This window comes from Mucilaginibacter terrae, assembly GCF_031951985.1.
GTDB lineage: Bacteria > Bacteroidota > Bacteroidia > Sphingobacteriales > Sphingobacteriaceae > Mucilaginibacter > Mucilaginibacter terrae_A.
The window spans coordinates 1,480,649-1,503,192 of the sequence record NZ_JAVLVU010000001.1; the positions used below are offsets into that span (position 1 = coordinate 1,480,649).

General features: G+C 41.2%; 17 protein-coding genes. 4 read left to right on the forward strand and 13 right to left on the reverse strand.

The window, feature by feature from the left end; all coding sequences use genetic code 11:
* Positions 1 to 259: 259 nt before the first annotated feature.
* From QE417_RS05970 to QE417_RS05990, 5 genes are all read right to left on the reverse strand, one after another.
* Complete coding sequence (locus QE417_RS05970) at positions 260 to 4,663, reverse strand: two-component regulator propeller domain-containing protein (RefSeq protein ID WP_311948310.1); 4,404 nt, start codon at positions 4,661 to 4,663, stop codon at positions 260 to 262.
* Between the two features lie 195 nt (positions 4,664 to 4,858).
* Positions 4,859 to 5,575 carry a DUF4932 domain-containing protein gene (locus QE417_RS05975; RefSeq protein WP_311948312.1) on the reverse strand — a complete coding sequence of 239 codons (717 nt, stop codon included), beginning with the start codon at positions 5,573 to 5,575 and terminating at the stop codon, positions 4,859 to 4,861.
* 281 nt (positions 5,576 to 5,856) lie between these two features.
* Positions 5,857 to 6,792, reverse strand: a complete 936-nt coding sequence (locus tag QE417_RS05980) for a sensor histidine kinase (RefSeq protein WP_311948314.1) — start codon at positions 6,790 to 6,792, stop codon at positions 5,857 to 5,859.
* A complete protein-coding gene (locus QE417_RS05985; RefSeq protein ID WP_311948316.1) occupies positions 6,761 to 7,693 on the reverse strand; it encodes a PAS domain S-box protein in 933 nt (310 codons plus the stop codon). The genes QE417_RS05980 and QE417_RS05985 overlap by 32 nt, the downstream gene beginning before the upstream one ends.
* 241 nt (positions 7,694 to 7,934) lie before the next feature.
* Positions 7,935 to 8,993 (reverse strand): glycoside hydrolase family 43 protein, encoded by a 1,059-nt coding sequence (locus QE417_RS05990; RefSeq protein WP_311948317.1) that lies wholly within the window; start codon positions 8,991 to 8,993, stop codon positions 7,935 to 7,937.
* Positions 8,994 to 9,302: 309 nt separating this feature from the next.
* On the opposite strand from QE417_RS05990, the gene QE417_RS05995 reads away from it, so the two are divergent.
* The 4 genes from QE417_RS05995 (at position 9,303) to QE417_RS06010 (ending at position 14,855) form a co-directional block, all read left to right on the forward strand.
* Positions 9,303 to 10,124: an alpha/beta fold hydrolase gene (locus tag QE417_RS05995; RefSeq protein WP_311948319.1), complete on the forward strand. Its 822-nt coding sequence runs from the start codon at positions 9,303 to 9,305 to the stop codon at positions 10,122 to 10,124.
* 198 nt (positions 10,125 to 10,322) lie between these two features.
* On the forward strand, positions 10,323 to 12,794 hold the full coding sequence (locus QE417_RS06000) for a sensor histidine kinase (protein ID WP_311948320.1): 2,472 nt from the start codon (positions 10,323 to 10,325) through the stop codon (positions 12,792 to 12,794).
* Positions 12,795 to 12,805: 11 nt separating this feature from the next.
* A complete protein-coding gene (locus tag QE417_RS06005) occupies positions 12,806 to 13,156 on the forward strand; it encodes a DUF1622 domain-containing protein (protein ID WP_311948322.1) in 351 nt (116 codons plus the stop codon).
* A 91-nt stretch (positions 13,157 to 13,247) separates the two neighbouring features.
* Positions 13,248 to 14,855, forward strand: coding sequence for a Na+/H+ antiporter (locus QE417_RS06010; protein WP_311948324.1), 1,608 nt, complete (start codon positions 13,248 to 13,250; stop codon positions 14,853 to 14,855).
* A gap of 1 nt (position 14,856) precedes the next feature.
* Here QE417_RS06010 and QE417_RS06015 read toward each other — a convergent pair whose 3' ends face one another.
* The 8 genes from QE417_RS06015 to QE417_RS06050 are packed head-to-tail and all read right to left on the reverse strand — an operon-like array spanning position 14,857 to position 22,504.
* Positions 14,857 to 16,794 (reverse strand): sigma 54-interacting response regulator, encoded by a 1,938-nt coding sequence (locus tag QE417_RS06015; RefSeq protein ID WP_311948326.1) that lies wholly within the window; start codon positions 16,792 to 16,794, stop codon positions 14,857 to 14,859.
* Positions 16,795 to 16,851: 57 nt separating this feature from the next.
* Positions 16,852 to 17,517 carry a YoaK family protein gene (locus tag QE417_RS06020; RefSeq protein ID WP_311948328.1) on the reverse strand — a complete coding sequence of 222 codons (666 nt, stop codon included), beginning with the start codon at positions 17,515 to 17,517 and terminating at the stop codon, positions 16,852 to 16,854.
* A 7-nt stretch (positions 17,518 to 17,524) separates the two neighbouring features.
* Positions 17,525 to 17,998: a Dps family protein gene (locus tag QE417_RS06025; RefSeq protein WP_311948331.1), complete on the reverse strand. Its 474-nt coding sequence runs from the start codon at positions 17,996 to 17,998 to the stop codon at positions 17,525 to 17,527.
* A gap of 11 nt (positions 17,999 to 18,009) precedes the next feature.
* Complete coding sequence (locus QE417_RS06030) at positions 18,010 to 18,453, reverse strand: DoxX family protein (RefSeq protein ID WP_311948334.1); 444 nt, start codon at positions 18,451 to 18,453, stop codon at positions 18,010 to 18,012.
* A 12-nt stretch (positions 18,454 to 18,465) separates the two neighbouring features.
* Positions 18,466 to 19,359 (reverse strand): amidohydrolase family protein, encoded by an 894-nt coding sequence (locus QE417_RS06035; protein ID WP_311948336.1) that lies wholly within the window; start codon positions 19,357 to 19,359, stop codon positions 18,466 to 18,468.
* Positions 19,313 to 20,386, reverse strand: coding sequence for an amidohydrolase (locus QE417_RS06040; protein ID WP_311948337.1), 1,074 nt, complete (start codon positions 20,384 to 20,386; stop codon positions 19,313 to 19,315). The genes QE417_RS06035 and QE417_RS06040 overlap by 47 nt, the downstream gene beginning before the upstream one ends.
* Positions 20,387 to 20,394: 8 nt before the next feature.
* The gene (locus QE417_RS06045; RefSeq protein WP_311948339.1) at positions 20,395 to 21,114 is read right to left on the reverse strand and encodes a M17 family peptidase N-terminal domain-containing protein; all 720 of its coding nucleotides are present in this window, start codon (positions 21,112 to 21,114) and stop codon (positions 20,395 to 20,397) included.
* 19 nt (positions 21,115 to 21,133) lie between these two features.
* Positions 21,134 to 22,504, reverse strand: a complete 1,371-nt coding sequence (locus tag QE417_RS06050) for an alginate export family protein (protein WP_311948341.1) — start codon at positions 22,502 to 22,504, stop codon at positions 21,134 to 21,136.
* Between the last annotated feature and the right edge of the window lie 40 nt (positions 22,505 to 22,544).

Here is a 22,544-nt window from a genome sequence, read left to right on the forward strand (position 1 = left end):
GGTTTATTACTTTTAAAATTGGTTAACATTTAGCTCCGGATATTGTAGTTTGCATAGTGGTTGGCTATGCTTATTAAGAACAATCTTTTTTTAAATACCGGAAATATTTGCTGTTTATAATTGTACAGCAAACATAGTGTGGGAAGAGCTTTTGGAGGTTTTAAAAATTGACGAAATGTTTTTAAAAATTGTTAAAAACATGCTTTAAGCGCTAAAAAATCGATTTCAACAAAAAATACGACTTGCGTATACAATAATATCAGGAATGAATTTCTTTTAAAGATTTCAAATATTGAGAGGGCGATTGTCCATACTTTTCTTTAAAACAGGTGCTGAAATAACCCGAACTGCTAAAGCCTACCATGTACGATATTTCGGAGATATTATACTCGCCCGAATCGATGAGTTGTTTGCCTCGTTTAAGGCGCATTTCTTTTACAAACTCAACCGGGGCTAAACCGGTAAGGCTTTTTAGTTTTTTATAGAATGTGGTTCGACCTAAGCCTATGCCACTGGCTACATCGTCTATATTAAAATCAGGATCGGTCATGCCGGTTTCAACCGTTTCCATAACCTGTTTAAGCAGTTGCTCGTCTTTTGAGGTAATAAGTATTTCGCCGGGCGATAGCTGTACCAGGTTTTTGCTACCCAATAGATTATTAAATAACTGCTTGCGCTGTTTAATCAGGCTCTCTACCAACACCAGTACATACTCGGTATTAAACGGCTTGGTAACATAAAAATCGGCCCCGTAACGCATACCTTCCATCTGATTTTCAACCGACGACTTTGCCGTAAGCAACACAACTGGGATATGGCTGGTGTTCATATGCTGTTTTAAAGCGTCGAGCATGGCAATACCATCCATATTAGGCATCATTACATCGCTAATAATAAGCTCGGGTACAAGCTCTATAGCTTTTTGCACGCCTATGGCACCATCGGCAGCCATTTCTACCCTGTAATAAACGCTTAATTGTTCGCCCAAAAACTTACGCAGTTCGCTGTTGTCTTCAACAATTAGCACCAATGGTTTTTCGGCGTTATAGTCAATAACCGTCAATTCAGGCCTTATATTCTCTATCTCATTAACCTGCTCAACTCTGGCTACTTCTGTTTGCAATGGCGCTACAAAATCAACCTCATCGTTCAGGTAATGATTTTTGCCCGCTTTTAACTGAACGGTAAACGTCATTCCGCCGATTGCATTATTTGCAGCAGTTATATCACCATGATGAGCATCAATCAACTCTTTTGAAAACGCAAGCCCTATACCGGTACCTTTGGTGACTTTTTTATTTGAAGAAGTGTAATAAAGCTCAAATATTTCCTTTAGTTTATCCTCGGGCACTCCAATACCCTCATCAATAACTTTTATTTCAATATCACTATCGCGGGCACAAACCGAAACCATAATACTTTTATTAGCGGAAGTATATTTAAAAGCGTTTGCTAACAGATTGTATATCACTATATCGATCTTTTCCTCATCAACCGAGGCGTAAATAGATTCCACGTTTGCCTTAAAGCTAAAGTTGATATGATTTTCAATGGCAACCTCGGTGAAATAACTGGTTGTGTTTTTTACTAATGCAATGATATCGGTTTCAGCAATCTTCAAACGGGTTTTACCGCTTTGCAGCTTCCTGAAATCGAGCAACTGATTGATGAACCTAACCATACGGTCGGCATTTTTATTGGCGAGGTTGATGTGTTCGCGGCCTTTAACCGATAGTTCTTCATTTTGCGAAATTTGTTTAAGCGGATTTACAATGAGTGTTAAAGGCGTACGTAACTCATGCGATATATTGGTAAAGAAATCTACCTTCATTTCGGCAATCTTGCGTTCAACAGCAACACGATGTTTCAGCCTGATCATGGTAAAAATTATCCGGCGCGCAACCTCTAAAGCTGCAATTACAAGAATTACGTAAATAAGATATGCCCACCAAGTTTTCCACCAAGGCGGAAGTATGGTTATTGTAATGCTTTTTGACGGATTGTTTTTAAACAAGTAATTACTGGTGGTACGCACGGTAAATGTGTAAGTACCTGGTGGCACGTTGGTATAGGTTGCCTGCCTGGTGTTTTTAACGTGGTTCCATTGTTTATCAAAACCTTCTAATTTGTACGCATACCATACTTTATGCCCTATTTTGTAATTAAGAGCCGTGTAATCTATATTAAAAAGGTTCTGATTATGCTTTAGCGTGATTTGAGGAGTTTGGTCGATCGCGTATTGCAAAATGGAATCGGCTCCGCCCGGAGTAATAGTTTTATTTGAAACCTGGAAATTAGTGAAAGCAATATTGGCATATTGTTTTCTGCTGCTTATTCTTACCGGGTTAAAGCTCACAAAGCCCTTTGTACAGCCCAGTACCAGGTTACCATCAGCCGTTTTCACAAAAGCCGATTCTGAGAATTGTGCCGGTGGCAAACCATCATCGGTATTGTAATTTTTGAATGCTTCAGTTGCCGGATTAAATTCTGAGAGGCCATTTTCAGTAGCGATCCATAAACGATTTTGGTTATCATTTACCATGCTCAATATAATATCGTTAGGCAAACCATTTGCCATGGTATACACCTTAAAGTGTATCTTTTGAGTAAGATCGAAATTGGTTATGGCTTTTTGTAATCCACCGCCAAAAATCCCCAGCCACATTACATTGCTTTTATCGCGCAGGATATATTGTACATCATTGCCTCCTAACGAGGTTTCATCGCCCCTCACTTTAGTATAACGGTGGAATTTGAATTGATCAATACCCTCATCAGGGTTAAATATTACCAAGCCATTAGTAGTGGCCATCCAAATATTGCCTTTAGCATCTTCCTGTAAATGCCTTACGCCATTGGCCCGTGCAGAGGCATAGTTTTTAAATGAGTTGTGTTGATTTTTAAATATGGTTGTGTTGCCTTGCCGTACCAACAGGTTTAGTCCACCGGCAAAGGTGCCAATCCATATGCGGCCGCGCAGGTCTTCCATAATGGTGTACACCATGTTGCTGTTTATACTGTTGGGGTTTGCAGCATCGGCAACGTGCTTTACAGCTTTGTAATGTTGCGGATCTCCGGGGATCGGTGTAGCCTCAATTAAACCATTTCCTTTAGTGCCCAGCCATATGGTGTGATTTTTAGCTTCATAAATGCTGTAAACTTTGCCCAGTTCTTGCGGTTGCAGGTTAACAAAAGGGTTACCTAACTTAATCCCGTTTTTATAAAGAATTACTTGCCCAGCCTTGGTGCCCACCCACAAACGCCCGGCATGGTCCTGGCATAAGGCACGTACCTCGTTCACCGTTTTGGCAGAAGCGCTGTTATCAATTACCTCATGTTTAAATACATCCGGGTGCAAAACAACCTTATTAATTCCCCTATCATACCCGCTGAACCAAAGTACGCCGGTTGGGTCGGGGTACATGGCCGTAATTACGTTTGAAAATTGTTGAACGGGTGTTCCAGGTTCGTTATGAAAGTAATTGAGTTGGTCGGCAGTACGATCATAATATCCAAATCCTCCCCCGGCCATACACGCCCATAATACGCCGTATGCATCCTCAAAAATCTGGAAGGTTGTATGAATGGTAAGGGCCTCAGCATCCTTTTTTTGAGTAAATAATTTATGGGTTTGCTTAACCGGATCAAACTTAATTACCCCGTTTGATGGCTCGATCCAAAGCAAGCCATGACTATCCTGAGATAGGCGTTTGAGCGAAGCAAATTCCTGAAGATAATGCTTTACTTGCTGCGCAGATTGATCGTACTCAACTAATCCTTTACCTTTTGTAGTGAGATAGATTTTTTGCTTATCCACCACTAAAGCATTGATGGTAGTACCGGGTACAATATTCAGTGTTTTAACGGATTGCCTGGCCGGATCATAAACAAATACGACACCCTGCTGCGTGCCTATGTACAATAGATTGCCATATTGCTTTATACAGGTGAACGAATAGCTGGCATTTAATACAGACCGGGTATTTTTAAAATCAACGCTTTCGTAATCACCCGATGCGGTTTTCCTTAAGCAGTTTATTCCGGCTTGGGTACCAATCCATATATTATTCAGATAGTCTTCGAGCAAGAACTTAATTTGATTATTAGCTATTCTGAACTTGCCTTTATCAGTATATGCTTTAATTACCGGAACCCCGCGACCGCTGGTTTGCGCGTAAGCGCACAAGGCACCTTGCTTTTGGCTCAAAAGCCATACATCACCGTTTGATATGGGTACAATACGGTCAACCAGCACGTTTTTAATAAACTGCGGAGCTTCTTTACCTTGTATAGCCAAAAAGCCCTCCGTTTTTTTATCAAAACGATATATTTTATTGTCGAATGTTTTTACCCACAGGTATCCCTGTTTATCCTCGTTTATTAGTCTTATCTTATTATTTTCGAGGTTTGAGCTATCGCCGGCCCTGCCCTTGTACGATACAAAGTTATAACCATCGAAACGGTTAAGCCCATCCCATGTGCCAAACCACATAAAGCCTTCGCGGTCTTTTGCAATACATGAGATACGATCGTGCGAGAGACCGTCGGTTGTAGTGTAATGCTTTAAATTATATTTTGGTTGAGCATAAACGGAAGTAAAAGCCAGTATAATGCCAGCAAAAAGGCAATAACATATGTTATACGTTTTACTCCGTTTAATCATCAGTATAATACTGTTTTGCAACAGTCAGTAAAAGGGGGAATATTAATTAATTGGTTTACATTGGTAAATATCGCTATTTATTATTTAAACAGCATCATGGTTTTAAAACTAATACATGCAAAAGAGGCCGCTTTATGGGCGGCCTCTAACATTGATATTATTTGAGTTAATCAGGGGAATTCAGGGAGTTTTAAATTATTCTCTGCTGGCTAAAACCTGGGCAGGAGTGTTTTGAGTTTTTTCGGCTTTGATACCTGCAAATATCACACCTTCGGTATAAGCATGGCCTTTGATAGCCATAGTGGTAGTGCCTTTAGCTAAAGGAGATACAATGATGTGAAAACCTTGCGCATTAACAGCTTTTTGAGCAGCGGTTAAAGTAAATTCGTTATTAGCTTTAGCAACCATTTCATTGTACATACCTTCGTGCTGCATGTAAAAGTTGTGGAAAGCAGCTTCTTTGTAGAAATTTTCTAACAAAGCACCGTAACGTTTAAAGTCAATTTTGTTTAAGTCTATGCGGTAATCAGACTTTAAACCGAAACGGCCGTTATTCATCTGGAAAGCATATAAACCTTCCACATAGCTTTTAGCTAAAGATGGGTTGCGGCTTAACTGGGCATTTAACTGCTGAACACCTTTTGAGTTTTTTAAAGCAGAAAACTTATTCATTACCTCAGCATAGTAAGCTGAGGTATGATCAACAATATTGGTATCGTTTTGAGCAAAGTTGGTTAAGGCTAACATGGCATAACCTAATTCAACAGTTTCTGATGACTGGGCGTATACTTTACCTGCGTTTGCTTTAGCGTATTTAGAAGTAAAGCGGGAAGCAACATTTTGAGTTTGGCAGCTGGTAAAGAAAGCAGCAGCGAAAAGGATGATGGCGGCGAAGGTAAAGTTAGTTTTCATATCGATCAGGGGGTATTAATGAGTTGTTGAATTTAATTTGTTGTTGTTTGATAAGTAATAGGCAACTGTTATACCATCAACTAAACAAAAACAACAAATAAACCAAAAACAGCCTTTACGCTATCAAAAACACACATTCTGCCTCGTGCCAAAACCTCAAACAACAATCAGCGAGTATTATGCGATGGTTAATATTTCCCCAACTTTACCCGTTTGGTGGGGAAATGCTCCCCGGCCATATAAAGATGGAGCATTAACGCCATAAGAAAGAATTACAATACTTAGAATTTGACGCTAAAGGTTGTACCAATACCAGGCTCACTATCCACATCAATTGTACCGCCCATTACTTCTATTTGATTTTTAATCATAAACAGGCCTATGCCACGGGCATTTTTATTGCCGTGAAAAGTCTTATACATACCAAACAGCTTAACACGGTGAATATTAAGGTCAATGCCCAATCCGTTATCAGCTACGATTAGTTGCACGTCATCACCAATCTTAAAGGCATTAATAGTAACCTGAAGCAATCTTTCAGGACTACGGTATTTTATGCAATTTGATACCAGGTTTAGTAAAATACTATCCAGATAGGCAGGCGGATAGTTTACTTCGAGCTCATTAGGTATATTAATTTCAGCAAAAGCTTTAGCTTCCTTAATAGATTCAGAAAGGGTTTCAAACACCTTCAAAACCTCTGCCTTCAAATACATTTGCTTTACTTGCTTATCGCGCCCGCTTTGAATATCCACTACCTCGCTCAGGTGTCGCAAAGTATTATAAAGATTGATTGAATTGATCTTCATCATATTCATCAGCGTGCGCTGCTCATCGGCATCTTCTTCTTGTGTATAAACATCCAACAGCATATTCATATTACCCGAGTGCGACAGCAGATTGTGTGAAACAATATGCGCAAAGTTGGTTAGCCGCTCGTTTTGAAAACGCAGTTGCTTTGTAACTTCCCTACGCTCCTGCTCCTGGGTTTTTCGTTCGTTTATATCGGCAAAGGTGCCCAACATACGCAAAACCTTTTTACTATCCGACCAGCCAATCACCCTACCTCTTATTTCAACCCATATCCAATAACCATTTTTGTGCTGCATGCGGCATTCACAAAAGTAATGGTCATGTTTACGGGCAAAGCAAGCTTCAAACTCCTTCTCAAAATTCAGTTTATCATCAGCATGTACACGGTTTAACCAATTGCTCATGGGCGCTAAACCTATTTTCACGAAATGTAAAGCCAAAAATTTCCATGGCTCGCTGGTTGGCGTAAACAGTATCAGCCTCAATATCCCACTCCCAGGTGCCTACGCGGGTGCTTTTAATGATATTGTCTAATCTTTGCCTTTCCTTTAACAAAGCGTCGATGTATTTGCGCCGCTCGGTAATATCCTTAAGTTGAGAAATAAAGTATAATGGCCTATCCAGGCTATCTCTTACCAAAGTCACATTTAACTGTACCCAAATAAGTTTTCCATTTTTATGGTAATACCTTTTTTCTAACGAATAAGAACCAATTTCGCCATTAAGCAATTGGTTCATCATACTTAAATCGGCATCCAAATCTTCGTGAAAGGTAATTTCCTGAAAGGTATGATTCATAAACTCATCGGGCTCATAACCAAATAAGCTGCATATACTCTGGTTAACACGTATCCATTCCCCTTTTGTTGATACAATGGCCATGCCTATGGGTGCATAATCAAAAGCCTGGTGAAAGCTTTCTTCACGCTCGGCCAAACGTATATGCAGGTTATGATGCTCAGTTATATCTTCAAGCGTTCCATATAACCTTACACATTCATTGTTTTCAAATGCAGCATTAACACGGGTTTTTACCCATCGGGCACTCCCATTAGCCGTTACTATTTCCAATTGTGCTTCCTGGGGTTGGTGAGTGCTAATGGCTTCTATAACCATGAGCTCCAACTTATGCGGCTCCATGTAAAACTTGAGTGAATTTCTTAGATCCGGAACAAAATCCGGGGCTTCGTAAATATCAAAAACTGCATCGTTCCAGTAAACTTTGCCGGTTACAAGATCGCGCTCCCAAATGCCAAGCTGTGCCAGGGCTAACACATCCCGGTAAAATTCTATGTTCCCGTGCATTGTAAAATAATAGTCGTAGTGGCTCTAATGATTCTAATATAAGTAAAAAATACCCCTAACTACATTATGAATATTTTTTTTACCTATAAGGGGCAACGTTCAAACCTTTGGTTAATCAACTTACTTATTCACTAAATTTATACGGAAAAACAGCCATTAAAGTTATTGACTAAAAACTAATCAAAAAAAAGCACCGTATATATTACAGCGCATTTTTTACATATTATTTTAAAATGAATATTTAAAATTTCATATTCATACCCCAGCTATCAGCCAGCTTTTGCGCTTCCTTACGTGTAAGCTGAATTACTGCCGGATGCTTTGGTATTGAAAAGTTGGTTGATTTCATTACCCCATCATTAAAGCGGCCAAGATTTTTAAAATTCACAAAATCGGATGTTTCACTAAAACCAAAATTATGCGGATTGATGCGGTAAATATCATAAATCAATATCCACTTGTTTTGCCCAATAAGTTTGTAAACCGTTGGTGCCTCACAGCCAACAGGTTCCGGGTCGTACCATTTAGCATCATACACATAGCCGGTGTTTACCGAATCGGACACCGCTTGTTTAACGCCCGACGTACCATCGTGCGATGCATAAAACATATGGTATTTGTTGCCAACCTTAGTTATATCGGCATCTATGTAAGCAACGTCTTTAGGATATTCAAACAGCACTTTAGGCAAAGTTTCCATTTGTGTGAAAGCATTGTTCATGTAGGTATAGTACACTTTTTCTTTACCGTTACCAAAACGCATGCTAAAATATAACATAGGCTTCTTTTTTACCTCATCAAAAATCATTTCAGGAGCCCAGGCGCAGCCAATATCGGCCAGTTCAGGAAACGCTTTATCAACCCGTAACACCGTGTGCGACCAATGCACTAAATCGGCCGATTTCATGAGCACCAATCCGCGGTTATTACCCCAGCCATATTGCTTGCCATCGCGCTCCCACTCGGTGGTACGATAGCCTGCTTTTTGCCCATATATGTGCAAATCGGTTAATGCCATATAAAACATTCCATCGTTGCCACGGTAAATGTACGGGTCGCGTATACCTTTTTGCTCGGCAATGGTATCGCCGGCTATAATGGGCTTAGCATTGTTTACATCGGTAAAGCTATATCCATCTTTGCTGAGCGCCATATACAGCCCGTGCGTATCATCTTTAAAGTAAACCATCAGGTAAGCGCCCATATCTTTTTCTTTAGGAACTTTACCCTTTTTTTGAGCATAAACACTTGTTGTGCTCATAAGCAGCAGCACTAAAGCTTTAACATAACCTGATACCATTTTATACGAGAGTTATAATTGGGATGTAATTGAATATTGTCAAAATTAATATTAATATTAATTGTCAAATCAATAATTATACATTGTATTACAACAAGTAATCAATTATATTGAATAACTCAGTTCATGATCACGGTGTTATCCATGTAATTCATACAAACTATCCAACATCGTAAAATGGCGAAATACAGTTAAACCAAATACACGAAAACTATAATAACTACTTGATAATAAATACCTTAATATAAGGTATAATTATGGTTAACCTAAGTTCAAAATCATTAAACTAAAAACTAATTACTATCAATCATGAAAATTACAGTAACCGACGGAACCGAAATTTATTACAAAGACTGGGGCACAGGACAACCTATCGTATTTCATCATGGCTGGCCACTTTCGAGCGACGACTGGGATGCACAAATGATGTTCTTCGTTCAGCATGGCTATCGCGTAATAGCGCATGACCGCCGTGGCCATGGCCGTTCAACACAAACATCAGAAGGCAATAACATGGAAACCTATGTTGAAGATGTAAAACAACTGATGGATGCACTTGAAATTAAAAATGCCATTCACATTGGTCACTCTACCGGCGGAGGTGAGGTGATAAAGTATGTGGCTAAATACGGTGGTGAAGGCCGTGTTGCCAAAGCCGTACTTATTAGTGCAGTTACACCAATTATGGTTAAAAATGATAAAAACCCAAACGGTGTGCCAATAGAGATATTTGACGAGATACGTGAAAATACGGCTACTAACCGTCCACAATACTTTCAAGATTTCACCATCCCGTTTTTTGGTTACAACCGCGAGGGTGCAAAAGTATTACAAGGTGTTAAAGATAATTGGTGGCGCCAGGGCATGATGGGTGGTATAAAAGCCCATTACGATTGTGTGGCTGCGTTTTCTGAAAGCGACTTTACCGAAGATTTAAAAAATGCCGAAGTGCCCGTATTGGTGTTACATGGCGAAGACGACCAAATCGTTCCATTTGAAACAACAGGTAAAGTAGCAGTAACATTGCTAAAAAACGGAAAACTTATTTCATATCCCGGCTTTCCGCATGGTATGCCTACAACGCAAGCTGCAACCATCAATGCAGATCTGCTGGCGTTTATTAAGGAGTAACCCTACATCTGCATAATCATATATTAAAAGGGTGGTTATCAAATACCGCCCTTTTATTTTTATATTAAGAAGTAACTTGATATAAAACTGCTTGATACATAGCATAAAGATTACCAATCAATTATATCATCGAGCTAAATTGATTATCTTTTTATTTATTTTGAAAGGATTTAATAAGCCTTTCGTTAATTGTACTACATGGCCGGCTATTTACACAGCAATCATTTAAAATTTGCTTTTATATTACTGTTTTTAATTCACAGTGTTAAGGCCATTGCCCAGGTTGATTACAAAAACTCATTGCCTGAACTCTACAATCAATTAAAAAATACCAATAACGATACCAATACATTTAAGCTGGCCCTCACCATTTGCAGCTTTTACCAAACCAATAAAGGTATTGCAACAGCAAATGTTGATTCGGCAAAAAAATACCTTGCCTTAGCCGAACGTATTAGCCAAACACTTAGCTATAAAGGTGCGGATGATGCTACAATTATGCGAGTGCGCTTATTGCTGCGAAACAAGGGGTTTGCAGCCGTGCGTACAATAACGGCAAAAGCCACAGGAGCAATGTATTGCCGCATTAATATTGAAACCGGCCGGTATTACCTCGAAAAAGGAGGTGAAGACAAAGCCGACCTTGAAATAGCGGCTAAACACTTTGCTATTGCCGAAGCCTATGCATTGCAACATCATATGCCGGTATTATATAACACGGCACGCTTATATAAATACCCACTGATGTGCGAACAGCGTATTGCGCCTGAAAAATGTGAAGAAGAGTTTGAACACCTCGTTGCACTCTCTAAAAGCTTTCACAATAAGCATATCGAAGCGCAGGCATTTTATCTTAAAGCTCTTTACCTTGAAGATGATAGCCTTTCAAAAATATGGTTTAATAAGACAATACCTTTAGCCGAAGCCACTAAAAATATTGGTTTGGCAATACATATACGTAAAGAAATTGCCGATCGGAATATTCGGCTGGGTAATCTTAACGAGGCCGAAACAGAGCTATTAGATGTCCTAAAGCGCTATAAGTTGGCAGGATACCGCAATCTGCAGTTTACTTATGATTTGCTAACAGCAGTTAACATAACCAAAGCTAATTTTGAGGCAGCCATGCGATACGGTTTACAAACCATTCGGTACGCCGACTCAACAGGTACAGAAAGCAGCTTGAATATTTTTCAGTTCAGGCTGGCCAATATTTGCCGCGATATGGGGCTTAAGAAGGAAAGCCTGAAATGGAGCCGTGCATGCCTAAATAGCACCATTAGGCTCGAAAACAGGTTTCCGTACCTTGTATACCGCGAGTTGGCTACCGATATGATTAAAGAAGGCAAAGCTGAACAAGTGTTACAGGTTTTGGCCTACAACGAAAAGAAATATCCTCCTGAATATCAAGGCAAATTTTTTCTTCCCCTACTTAGGGCCGATTGTTACACGGCTCTTAATAAACCCCGCCTTGCCGAGCAAAATTATCTTAAAACACTCCGTTTATTTGAAGGCAATAACATGCGAACCAGTTATTATTATTTATGCTGTAAAAGCCTGGCGCAGTTTTATATTAACCAAAAGCTTTATGCCAAAGCTGAACCATTGTTACATGCTATTTTAAACAAGCCCTATCCGGTATTTTCAATGAATGATTTGGCCTCGGCACATTTGCTGCAGTTTAAGCTTGATTCGGCAAAAGGTTATTATCCTTTGGCAATAAAACACTTAAAAAGATCAAAGGCAATCACCGATTCTATTTTTAATTTTGAAAGGTTAAAGCAATCAGAGCAATTGCAGCTTCAGTTTGATATGTCGCAACGCGAGCATGAAAACCTTACTCTGCGCAGTAAAAATAGTCTCCAACAAAGCGAGTTAGAAAAAGAAGCTCTTAGTCGCAAACTCATCTCACTCGCTTTGTGTGGTTCGGTTATTATAACAGCGCTTATGCTTTATTTGTATAGGGCCAAGCAAAAAAGCAACAATTTGCTTAAAACAACGCAAGATGAAATTAATGTTAAAAACGACCGGCTAAACCAGCTATTAGTTGAAAAGGAATGGCTGATGAAAGAGATACATCACCGTGTTAAAAACAACCTGCAAATTATATCCAGTTTGCTTAACACGCAATCATCTTACTTAAATGATGAAGAGGCTTTGTCAGCCATACGCGATAGCCAGAACAGGATGCAGGCCATATCAATAGTACATCAAAAATTATATCAGTCTGATGATATATCAACTATAAGCTTTGCAAAATACCTTCGCGAACTCTCCCGCAGCATTCAGGACTCGTTTAACGTAGCTGCAAACATCAGGTTTGTTTTCGATGTAAAAGACACTAAACTTAACACTGCCGATACTGTACCATTAGGCTTAATACTTAACGAAGCTATAACCAACAGCATTAAATATGCTTTTAAAAACCAAAGCAATGGCACCATCACCATTTCAGCACTTGATACGGCCAACGGATATTTTCAACTTTTAATTCAGGATAACGGTAAAGGATTGCCTGAAGGCTTTGATATTGACCACTGTACCACCTTGGGCATGAACCTGATGAAAGGCCTTACCGAACAACTGAATGGTGAGTTTAAAATACACTCCAAAGAGGGTGTTACAATTACAGTCACATTCAAACCATCGGCCGTTGAATTAACTATTTGATTGTAGAGATAATGAATATAGAACTTTCCATATCAACACTGGTACATGCCCTGCGTTTAGCAGTTGAAATTATGGGCGCCGTGACCATAGCAGCAGGATCGGTTTCGGCTTTTATAAAGTTTTGTGTTGCATTGGTAAAAAACCGTCATGCCGATTTTAATACTGTCAGGCTTACCCTTGCCCGTTATCTTGCCCTTGCCCTGGAGTTTCAGTTAGGAGCCGATATTATATCAACGGCTATAGCGCCCGGTTGGGAAGAAATTGGCAAACTGGGGGCTATAGCGATTATACGTACCGGCTTAAATTACTTTTTAACCAAAGAACTTGCCGAAGAAAAGGCTGCTTCGCATCTCAAAAGTTAATAGTTATCCATATATTCACGCTTCATTAAAAACATGTTAATTGGTTATTTTCGCTGTAAAATGCGTTGATTAACAACAACCTGTCCTTCCTATGCATAATTCTTTACTACAATACCTCATTTTACTATCAGCCGCATTTTTGCTCATTTTACTGGCTAAGCGTTTAAAAATTGCCTATCCCATATTTTTAGTTTTGGCCGGCCTTGGCGTTAGCAACTTACCCGGAATGCCCGTTATTAATATTGAGCCCGACTTGATATTCCTGATATTTTTACCCCCGCTGCTTTACGAAGCGGCCTGGTGGACATCATGGAACGAGTTTTGGAAATGGAAGCGACCCATATCCCTGCTTGCATTTGGTTTGGTTTTTCTAACTTCATTTGTAGTTGCTTACACAGTATCGGCATTTATACCCGGGTTTACTTTGGCCACCGGCTTTTTGCTGGGTGGTATTATATCGCCGCCTGATGCTATTGCTGCTGCTTCGGTTTTAAAAACCATACGTGTTCCAAAACGCATTCTGACCATTTTAGAGGGAGAAAGCTTAGTTAATGATGCTTCGAGCTTAACCGTGTTCCGTTTTGCTTTAAGCACAGTTATGGCAGGCGTTTTTTCGTTGCATGAAGCTTCTGTAAGTTTTGTTAGCGTCACAATAATGGGGATAGTAGTGGGTTTGGTAGTTGCACATGTTTTTTACCTTATACACCGCTTTTTACCAACTACAGCCAGTATTGATTCGGCTTTCTCACTTATATCACCTTATGTTATGTACCTGGGGGCTGAGCACTTTCATTACTCGGGTGTTATGGCTGTAGTAAGCGGGGGACTTTTCCTATCCTACCGTTCACACGAAATTTTTACCGATGGTCAAAGCCGCTTGCAAACCATCAATGTATGGTCAACTATATCTATCATTCTCAATGGTTTGGTATTTATGATGATAGGCTTAGGGTTGCCAAGTATTGTTGCCGGCCTGGAAGGTTACTCACTTATGCAGGCTTCGGTGTATGGTTTATTGGTTAGTGCGCTTGTTATCATCATCAGGATGGCTTGGATATATCCGGCCACTTTTATACCCCGCTGGTTATTTAAGCATGTGCGCGATAAAGAACCTCATCCCGGCTGGAAAGGACCTTTTATTATTGGCTGGGCGGGTATGCGTGGGGTGGTATCATTAGCCGCAGCACTTTCTTTACCACTTACACTTGAAAACGGACAAATGCTGCCCGAGCGTAACCTAATTATTTACATCACTTTCGTGGTAATTTTGGTAACACTGGTCTTTCAGGGATTAACGCTTCCCTTTATTATTAAAGCACTTAAAATAGAGGAAATGGATATTGCCATGCCTTTGGAACAACAGGAAGCTGAAATTAGGGTACGTTTAACAGAAATTGCTTTGAAACGTTTAGATACCGAATATAAAGCCGATTTGGCAAATAACAGCCTTTTGTTAGCTGTAAAAGCCGAATTCGAAAGTGATCTCGGTCATACTAAACAAAAACTGGTGTGCATGGAGTGTGCTGAAAATGGACTGCGGGAGTTAGTAGTGTACAGGCGGGTAATAAAAGATATTTACAAGGTTCAACGCCGCGAACTTTACCAGTTACGCAAGCATAAGCTATTCTCTGACGAGGCCATACGCAAAGAAGAAATGCAGGTAGATATATCAGAACTTAGGATTACCACCCTGCAATAACTCATTTTACGTACTCATACTTAATACCTAATTTTTTAATTTTGGAATTTAGCGTTGTTGATGGAATGTTCAGCATTTCGGCAGCGCCGCCAGTGCCGAATATTTTGCCTTTGCATAATTTTAAAATATTGAGGATATGTTCGCGCTCCATTTCTTCGAGCGTACGCACTTTAAAACCGCCTTCAACATCACCTGAACCTGCAATATGGCCTTGCGGAATATCAATTTGTGTAATTATTTCATCAGTACTTAACAGTAGGCTACGCTCTACCAGGTGTTCCAACTCGCGTATGTTTCCCGGCCAGTCATAGTCAAGCAATGCCTGCATGGCCTCTTCGCTAAAACCAGTGACAACCCGGCCGGTCTTTTTCGCAAACCTATCCAAAAAGTAATTCGCCAATAACGGAATATCCTCTTTACGCTGGCGCAAAGCAGGTAAGTTTATAGGGAAAACATTCAACCGGTAATACAAATCGAGCCTGAAACGGCCTTCGGCAACTTCCTTCTCTAAATTACGATTGGTAGCGGCAATAACACGCACGTTTACTTTTCGTGTTCCATTTCCGCCTAAACGTTCAATTTCCCGCTCCTGTAAAACTCTTAATAGTTTTACCTGGGCCTCTAAAGGCAGTTCGCCGATCTCATCTAAAAATATAGTTCCGCCATCTGCCTGTTCAAACTTGCCGGTACGTTTATCAGTTGCGCCGGTAAACGCCCCCCTTTCATGGCCAAAGAGTTCGCTTTCAATGAGGTTGATGGGTAAAGCTGCGCAATTTACAATAATCAGCGGCTTGCTTTTACGGGGCGATAGTTTATGAATAATTTGTGCTATCCGCTCTTTACCCGTTCCACTCTCGCCGGTAATTATTACCGAAGCATCATCGGCTGCCACAATGTTCACCTTATCAAAAACGGCTTTTAGTAACTTGCTTTCGCCTATAATTCCATTAAAGTTTATATCCGTTGAGGTAAAATTGGTAACGGCCGGGCTTGCCTTTATTACACGTGGAGCAATAATACCTTCATCCTTCTTCTTTACAATATTATTGATGAAGCTTTGGAGCGCATCCTGGTTTCTTTGGAGCAAATCGAGTTGTAAGTTGTTGTAACCATCTGCCTCTTTGCTAAAAAAAGTAAGCCGGTAAGTATATCCGTCTTCATCGGCTACATCAATACTTAAAGCCGATTGGTAGGTAAAATGATCGCCAAAAACTTTTAGCCACGGACTATCCATTTTTAATCTTCGAAATTCAAAATTACTGAAAAACTGATCTTTCATTTCATTACCTATAGGCTTCCATGAGCGATAATCGCGCTGCGAAACTCCGGTTATCTCCAGCAATTCGTTATGTGCAAAGGGTTGAAAAATATTCAACGCATTTTTCGATAAATAGAACGGTTCGGTATTCGCACCATCATTTTTGGCAATGCTCATACAATCGAAAGGAACAACGCCTTGCAGCATGGTAGCCATCTGCTTTAATTTCTCATTCTTCGATTCGGCTTTGGCGGCAATTTGCTCAACCTGTTGCAATAAAGTTAGCGATGCATATCTACTGAACTTTTTACTTTGCGAATGCCTGTACATAGCAATATCCAGCATTACCAGCAAATCTTTCTCACGAAAGGGCTTCACCAAAAAACCATATGGTTCGGTAGCCCTGGCAGCTTCCAATATAGCCTGATTGGTGTTAGCCGATATATAAATGAACGGAATACCCATGCAGGTAAGTTGCCCGGCCAGATCAATACCCGTTTTAGTACCCTGTAAAAATATATCGAGCAAAACCCATTCCGGCTGTTTGGCCTTAAGCAACTCCAATGCCTTGGCTACTGATGGGGCAATGCCACATACCGTATATCCTGCTTTTTGCAGCATAATGCGCAAATCATTCGCTACAATAAACTCGTCTTCAACAATTAAAATATTCTCTTTCATTTTATACGGCAAAGCGCCATGGCAGGCAATACCAGCTATGGCGCATGTAAATGCAAATTACTTACTGCTACCGTTACTAAGGTAGCAAACAATCAGGCCAATACCCGGCAATAATAATACGCTCAATCCAAACATTTTAGCAGTTAAAGCACCAGCTAAACAACCTAACAAAAAGCCACCTATAATTACACCTTGCTTGCGCAGGCTTTCTTTTGATAAGTTATCGTTAAAAGCCGAAGCTATTGAACTGCCTAAATCAAGTGATGCCTGGGTTACATTTCCCGTCATCATGGTAGTTGGGCCAAAGGTTTCTTTAGCATATAATTTACCAAAGGCATTTTGCAATCCCATAGCAAAAACGGCCATCATTACCACCACATAGCTTAGCCAGTTAAGTCCGGGTATACGTAAAAACACTACCGATACCAGCCCACTCAGCAAAAGTATCATTCCTTCCACTAAAAGTAATTTGTAAGGATTAGCCGTTTTCAACGCAATGCGCCCACCAACAATTACCGATATAATAAATACCGGAAATGTAAGCAGTTTGACCCAGGCCTGCAATTCGCTGCCTTTTATAAGCTGGTATGCAAATACAATAAAGTTACCTGTAACATGAGCCGAAAAAATGGAGCCGGCCGAAACAAATGTAACCGTATCACAATAACCCGCCACTGCCGATAAAAGCAAGGAAACCATCCATATTTTATTTTGATTTTCCATAAACTTGTTACCTTAAGTGCGAACGCAGCATCCAGGCCATTTTCTCATGGTTTTCCATTAAACCGGTTACATAGTCACTTGTGCCCAAATCTTTCAATTCATTTGCAAAATAATTTATTTGTTCGCGCAAACGAATGATCAGGCTTTCATGATCGTTAAGTAGTTCTTTAAAAAAGCCCTCGCCGCTGTTATTTTCATGCAATACCTCTGATAAGTGAGTAAGCGACAAGAAGCTTTTTAGGGTTGCAGGAGCATAATGCCCTAATGAACGAATGCGCTCGGCAACGCTGTCCATAATTTCGTCTAACTGCTCATATTGCGACTCAAAAAACAAGTGATTACTGTGAAAATTAGCTCCTTCCACATTCCAGTGTGCATTTCGGGTTTTGGTGTACAATACAAATTCATCTGCCAGGATACTATTCAAAGAATGTGCAACCTGTGCGAGATGTTCGGGTGTAATTCCAATGTTAGGTTTCATAAGTTTTTATTTTAAAAGGTGAAAAAGTGATTTAATAAATAATGGTCGATAGATAAAGTCCCGGCCCCGGTAACCAGTAAAAAGAGGAAACACAGGGTGTACATATAAGGAACATCGCGTACTTCAATCGAATCTTTACGATGAACCACAAAGTAACCAATGGCGGTAACTCCAATAACGGGTAGTATAACCAACCTTGTGGCAACGCCCAGCATTACCAAAAATGGCACAACCGTGTCTGAGAATGTGGCAATTACCCCATTCAGTTTATCGGGTAAACCCAATGGGTTGGGTACATGTTCCTTTTCGCCATTTTGTAGCTTAAACTTTTTAAGGCCGTGCACTCTAAAAAGCTCGAGCGCCAGCAGACAGCGGAACAGCAGCATAGCCCAGTTATTTACAGTGCTGCCCAAATCGGAGTGTAGCACCAGAGTTACGATTTCGTTAAAATTCATAGCTATTGATTTTTAAAAGGCAAAACATGAACAACCAAGTGCGCCCCAAAATGCGGTGTAATTGTTAACCGGCACATTGCTCATACGTGCTGTGTTATGATTATGCGCGTGCACATTGCAACTGCCAATACATTGATGAATTTGAGCTGCCATTAATAACTGGTTACGGGCACGTTCACCGGCCGATGAATTTAATTTACGTTGAGCCGAGTCAGCAGGCTGTAGCTGCGAGCCCGGGTAATAGCCATTATAAATTTTAGTTGGTGACCAATCGGGCAAAATTGGTATAGTAGGCGGAGCAAGTGTTGAAAAATCGCCTTTGGCGTACACAATTTTACCGGCAACTATCGTTAATTCGGCTTCGATGTTTTTTACATCTTCGTCGGCAATTTCAAAATAGTCGCTGTTTAAAGCCGTTAAATCGGCCAGCATACCGGCTTTTATTTGTCCTTTTTTGTGCTGTTCATTACTAAACCAGGCACTGCCTTTAGTATACAATTCCAGCGCAGTTTGGCGGCTAAGTTGGGTTTGTGCGTTGTAAATCTGCATCCCCCCTACTGTTTTACCAGCCGTAAGCCAGTACATACTAACCCAGGGATTATAACTGCTCACCCGTGTAGCATCCGAACCAGCACCCACAGGAACACCGCTTTCTAACATACGCTTTACGGGCGGCGTACTTGCAGCGGCTTCGGCACCATAGCGGTCGGCAAAGTACTCGCCCTGGTAAGCCATACGGCTTTGAATGGCTATACCGCCGCCCAATGCCTTTACGCGGTCAATATTTCGCTCGTCAATAGTTTCGGCATGGTCAAATATCCAGGGCAGGCCATCAAACGGAATATCGCGGTTTACCTTCTCAAACACATTCAAAAAACGGGTAATACTTTCGGTTATAGGTTGCATGTAAACGGAACGGCCATCGGTTGGCAACCAGCAGGCGCACCACGCGTTCCAATTCAGCCTCCATGTTTTCGGGCAGGTCGGGACGGGGTTGCAGAAAATCCTCAAAATCGGCAGCCGAGAAAACCAGCATCTCGCCTGCACCGTTGTGGCGGTACATATCATCACCCTGATACAGTTTTACTGATTTTGTCCAGTTGTCAAAATCTTCAAATTCATGTTTAGGCTGCTGGGTAAACAGGTTGTACGCAATACGAACCGTTAGCTGTCCGTTCTCGTTCAGCTCGTTCACCACCTTATAATCATCCGGAAAATTCTGAAAACCACCACCGGCATCAATTACGCTGGTAATACCAAAGCGGTTCAACTCCTTCATAAAATGACGGGTTGAGTTTACCTGGTGCTCGTATGACAGCTTGGGACCTTTGGCCAAAGTTGAATATAGTATCATGGCATTAGGCGTGGCTATAATTAACCCGGTAGGTTCGCCGTTACTGTCCTTTTCAATATGGCCTCCCGGAGGAGCCGGTGTATCTTTGGTATAACCTACAGCACGTAAAGCAGCACCATTCATTAATGCACGATCGTACAGGTGTAATATAAATACGGGGGTATCTGGCGCTATGGCATTAATTTCTTCAAGAGTTGGCATACGGCGTTCGGCAAACTGGAACTCGCTCCATCCACCCACCACACGCACCCATTGAGGCGATGGCGTACGATCTACCTGCTCTTTCAACATACGCAGGGCATCGGCCAGTGAAGGCACACCGTCCCAGCGTAGCTCAAGGTTATAGTTTAATCCGCCACGTATAAGGTGTGTATGCGAATCATTAATGCCAGGCACAACACGCTTCTTTTTCAGATCTATTACCTGTACGCCCTCAGCTTCGTATTGCGAAATGATGGTTGTATCATCACCTACGGCTAAAAACTTACCATCGGCAATGGCTACAGCAGTGGCTTGCGGATTATCAGCGTCAACAGTATGTATTTTACCGTTGAACAAAATCATGTCTGCTTTTTTCATAACGATGTTTAATTTTTAGCACCAAGAAACTGTTTGATGGCATCGCCCGATGGGATGAAAAATGCCGGGCCTGCAAGCAGTGTTAATTTGGTAACCTTAGGTGCCGGAGCCGCATTTTTTGATTTGAGATAAAGTTCTGTCTGGTAAGCTTCCAACGCCCCCTTTACCACATTTTGGGCAACAGGACCGGTTGGCGAATCAATACCGGCATCTTTTAAATCACTGGCATGTGAGTAGCTTTCTACGCCAAGCTTAATGGCTTCGCGCATACCTATGCGGCCAACATCGGTCATCAGGTCGGCGGTGAATTTATTGCGGTCGCCCAGGCCTATTAGTAATAGTTTTTTTGCGGGGATGGTACCTGCCGGCGGAGTAATTAATAAAGTTTCGTAAGCATGGCCTAAAAATTTGCCGTTTTTGCGCAGGTCGGTTATTAAACCATGCAGGGCTTCGTCAACATGCACCATACCGTTCAAATTGCGCGGCAATGCAGGTGGCGAATTAAAAATATCACCCTCGGTATACTCAAACAAACAAACTATTTGCAACGGGGTTGGCTGTGCCGATGGGCTTTGCACTTTGCCCTCAATGGTAATGCCGTTAACCTTACCCAATATAGCAGTTGTGTTAAGAGGCGTTAGTTTTACTGCATCGGTTTGGGCAAAGGTATGGCTGCCCATAAGCATTACAACTATGGCCAGTGCAATAAAATGATTTAATTTTTTCATGGTTGGTATTTTAATAGAGTTAAAATTTGAAAGTAAACTGCAGGTTATAAAACCAGGAATTATCAGACGGCTGCACAATGTCGGCAATGAAAGCCCCACGATTGAAGTATTGTGCGCCTCCGCTCAAGCTAAAAAATTTGCTAAACTGGTACTCCGAACTGAGCAGATAAGTTGTACCTATATATCGTTGCGATGATGTTGAACCCCCAGTATTAAAATTACCGCTGGGGTGATAAATACCATCTTGCAATGAATAGCGCCAGTTGTAAACCAGATCGGCCTGTAGTGCCCAGTTATCGCTCAAATTAATAGTGGCGTACGGATGCAGATCGATAAGGTTAGCCGGGCCAATCAACGGGTTAAAGCCAAAGTAACCACCTTTTGGATACAGCGGATTGAAGGTTTGCAGTTTGCCGTCGCCCTGTTTGCTATCGCCCGATATGTAATCGTTACGCAAGTTAATGGTGGGTTTACCGGCAATATGATCAAAAACATATCCCATTTCAACAGCTGCCGTCCAGGCGTTAATGCGTCCTTTACCAAACGTGCCGAACTGGTAAGCCGCTTCAAGATTATAAATAAATCCTCCCCCGCTTTTCCAATATCGCATAGCAACGGTGTGCCTTAGTTCATCGGCAGTACCTTCTTCAAAACGGGCATTGCGCCGTTGGTAACCCAGGTAATAGAAATCAAAATTGCCTCCACGCTGAATTATGAGCGAAGAATAAGCACCCCAAAGATTGGCTTGCTTAGTTGCCTTATTATCAAACACGCCGGGGTTAACGTTATCGGCCATCATAACAAAACCATCGGCCGTAAACCGGGGCGAATGGTACATGGCTTTTGCACCGGTAAAGTATAGGCGCACGTTTGGCCCTTCTCTTACAGAAATCAATCGTCCGGCACCGTAATTAAGCTCCTGCCTGCCTACCCTAAACGAAAGGCTGCTACTGCCTTTTTGCCAGGGCTTATACTCGGCAAAAAGGTTTTCCACTACCAGCTTATCTTCATCTACGGGTGATGGCCCGTACTTACTGCCATTTTCAAGGGCACTGTTCAATTGACTAAAAATCCTGAACCTATTGCCAATTTGCAGGTTAGCATGTACTGAATAGCGTTGCAAAAAAGAGTTATTATAACCCTGCCCTTGTAACCAATTTTCGTTGTGACGGCCTACGTTCTCGTACCTCATCTCGCCGCCAATGGTAAGGTAAGTGTTACGGCTTTCAGATAGGGGGATAAACTTTAAACCATGATAAAAGCCCTTGCTGCTATCGGCCTTTAAACTGCTGTAATCCTCATCAAACCGCATAAGTTTAAATGACTGGGCCAACAGCAAAGCAGGGAAAGCACTGATCAAGAGAACCGATAGGGCAAAGCGTTTTATCATGGAAAGAAATGGATCGGATTTAAAATTTAAAAACGCAGTA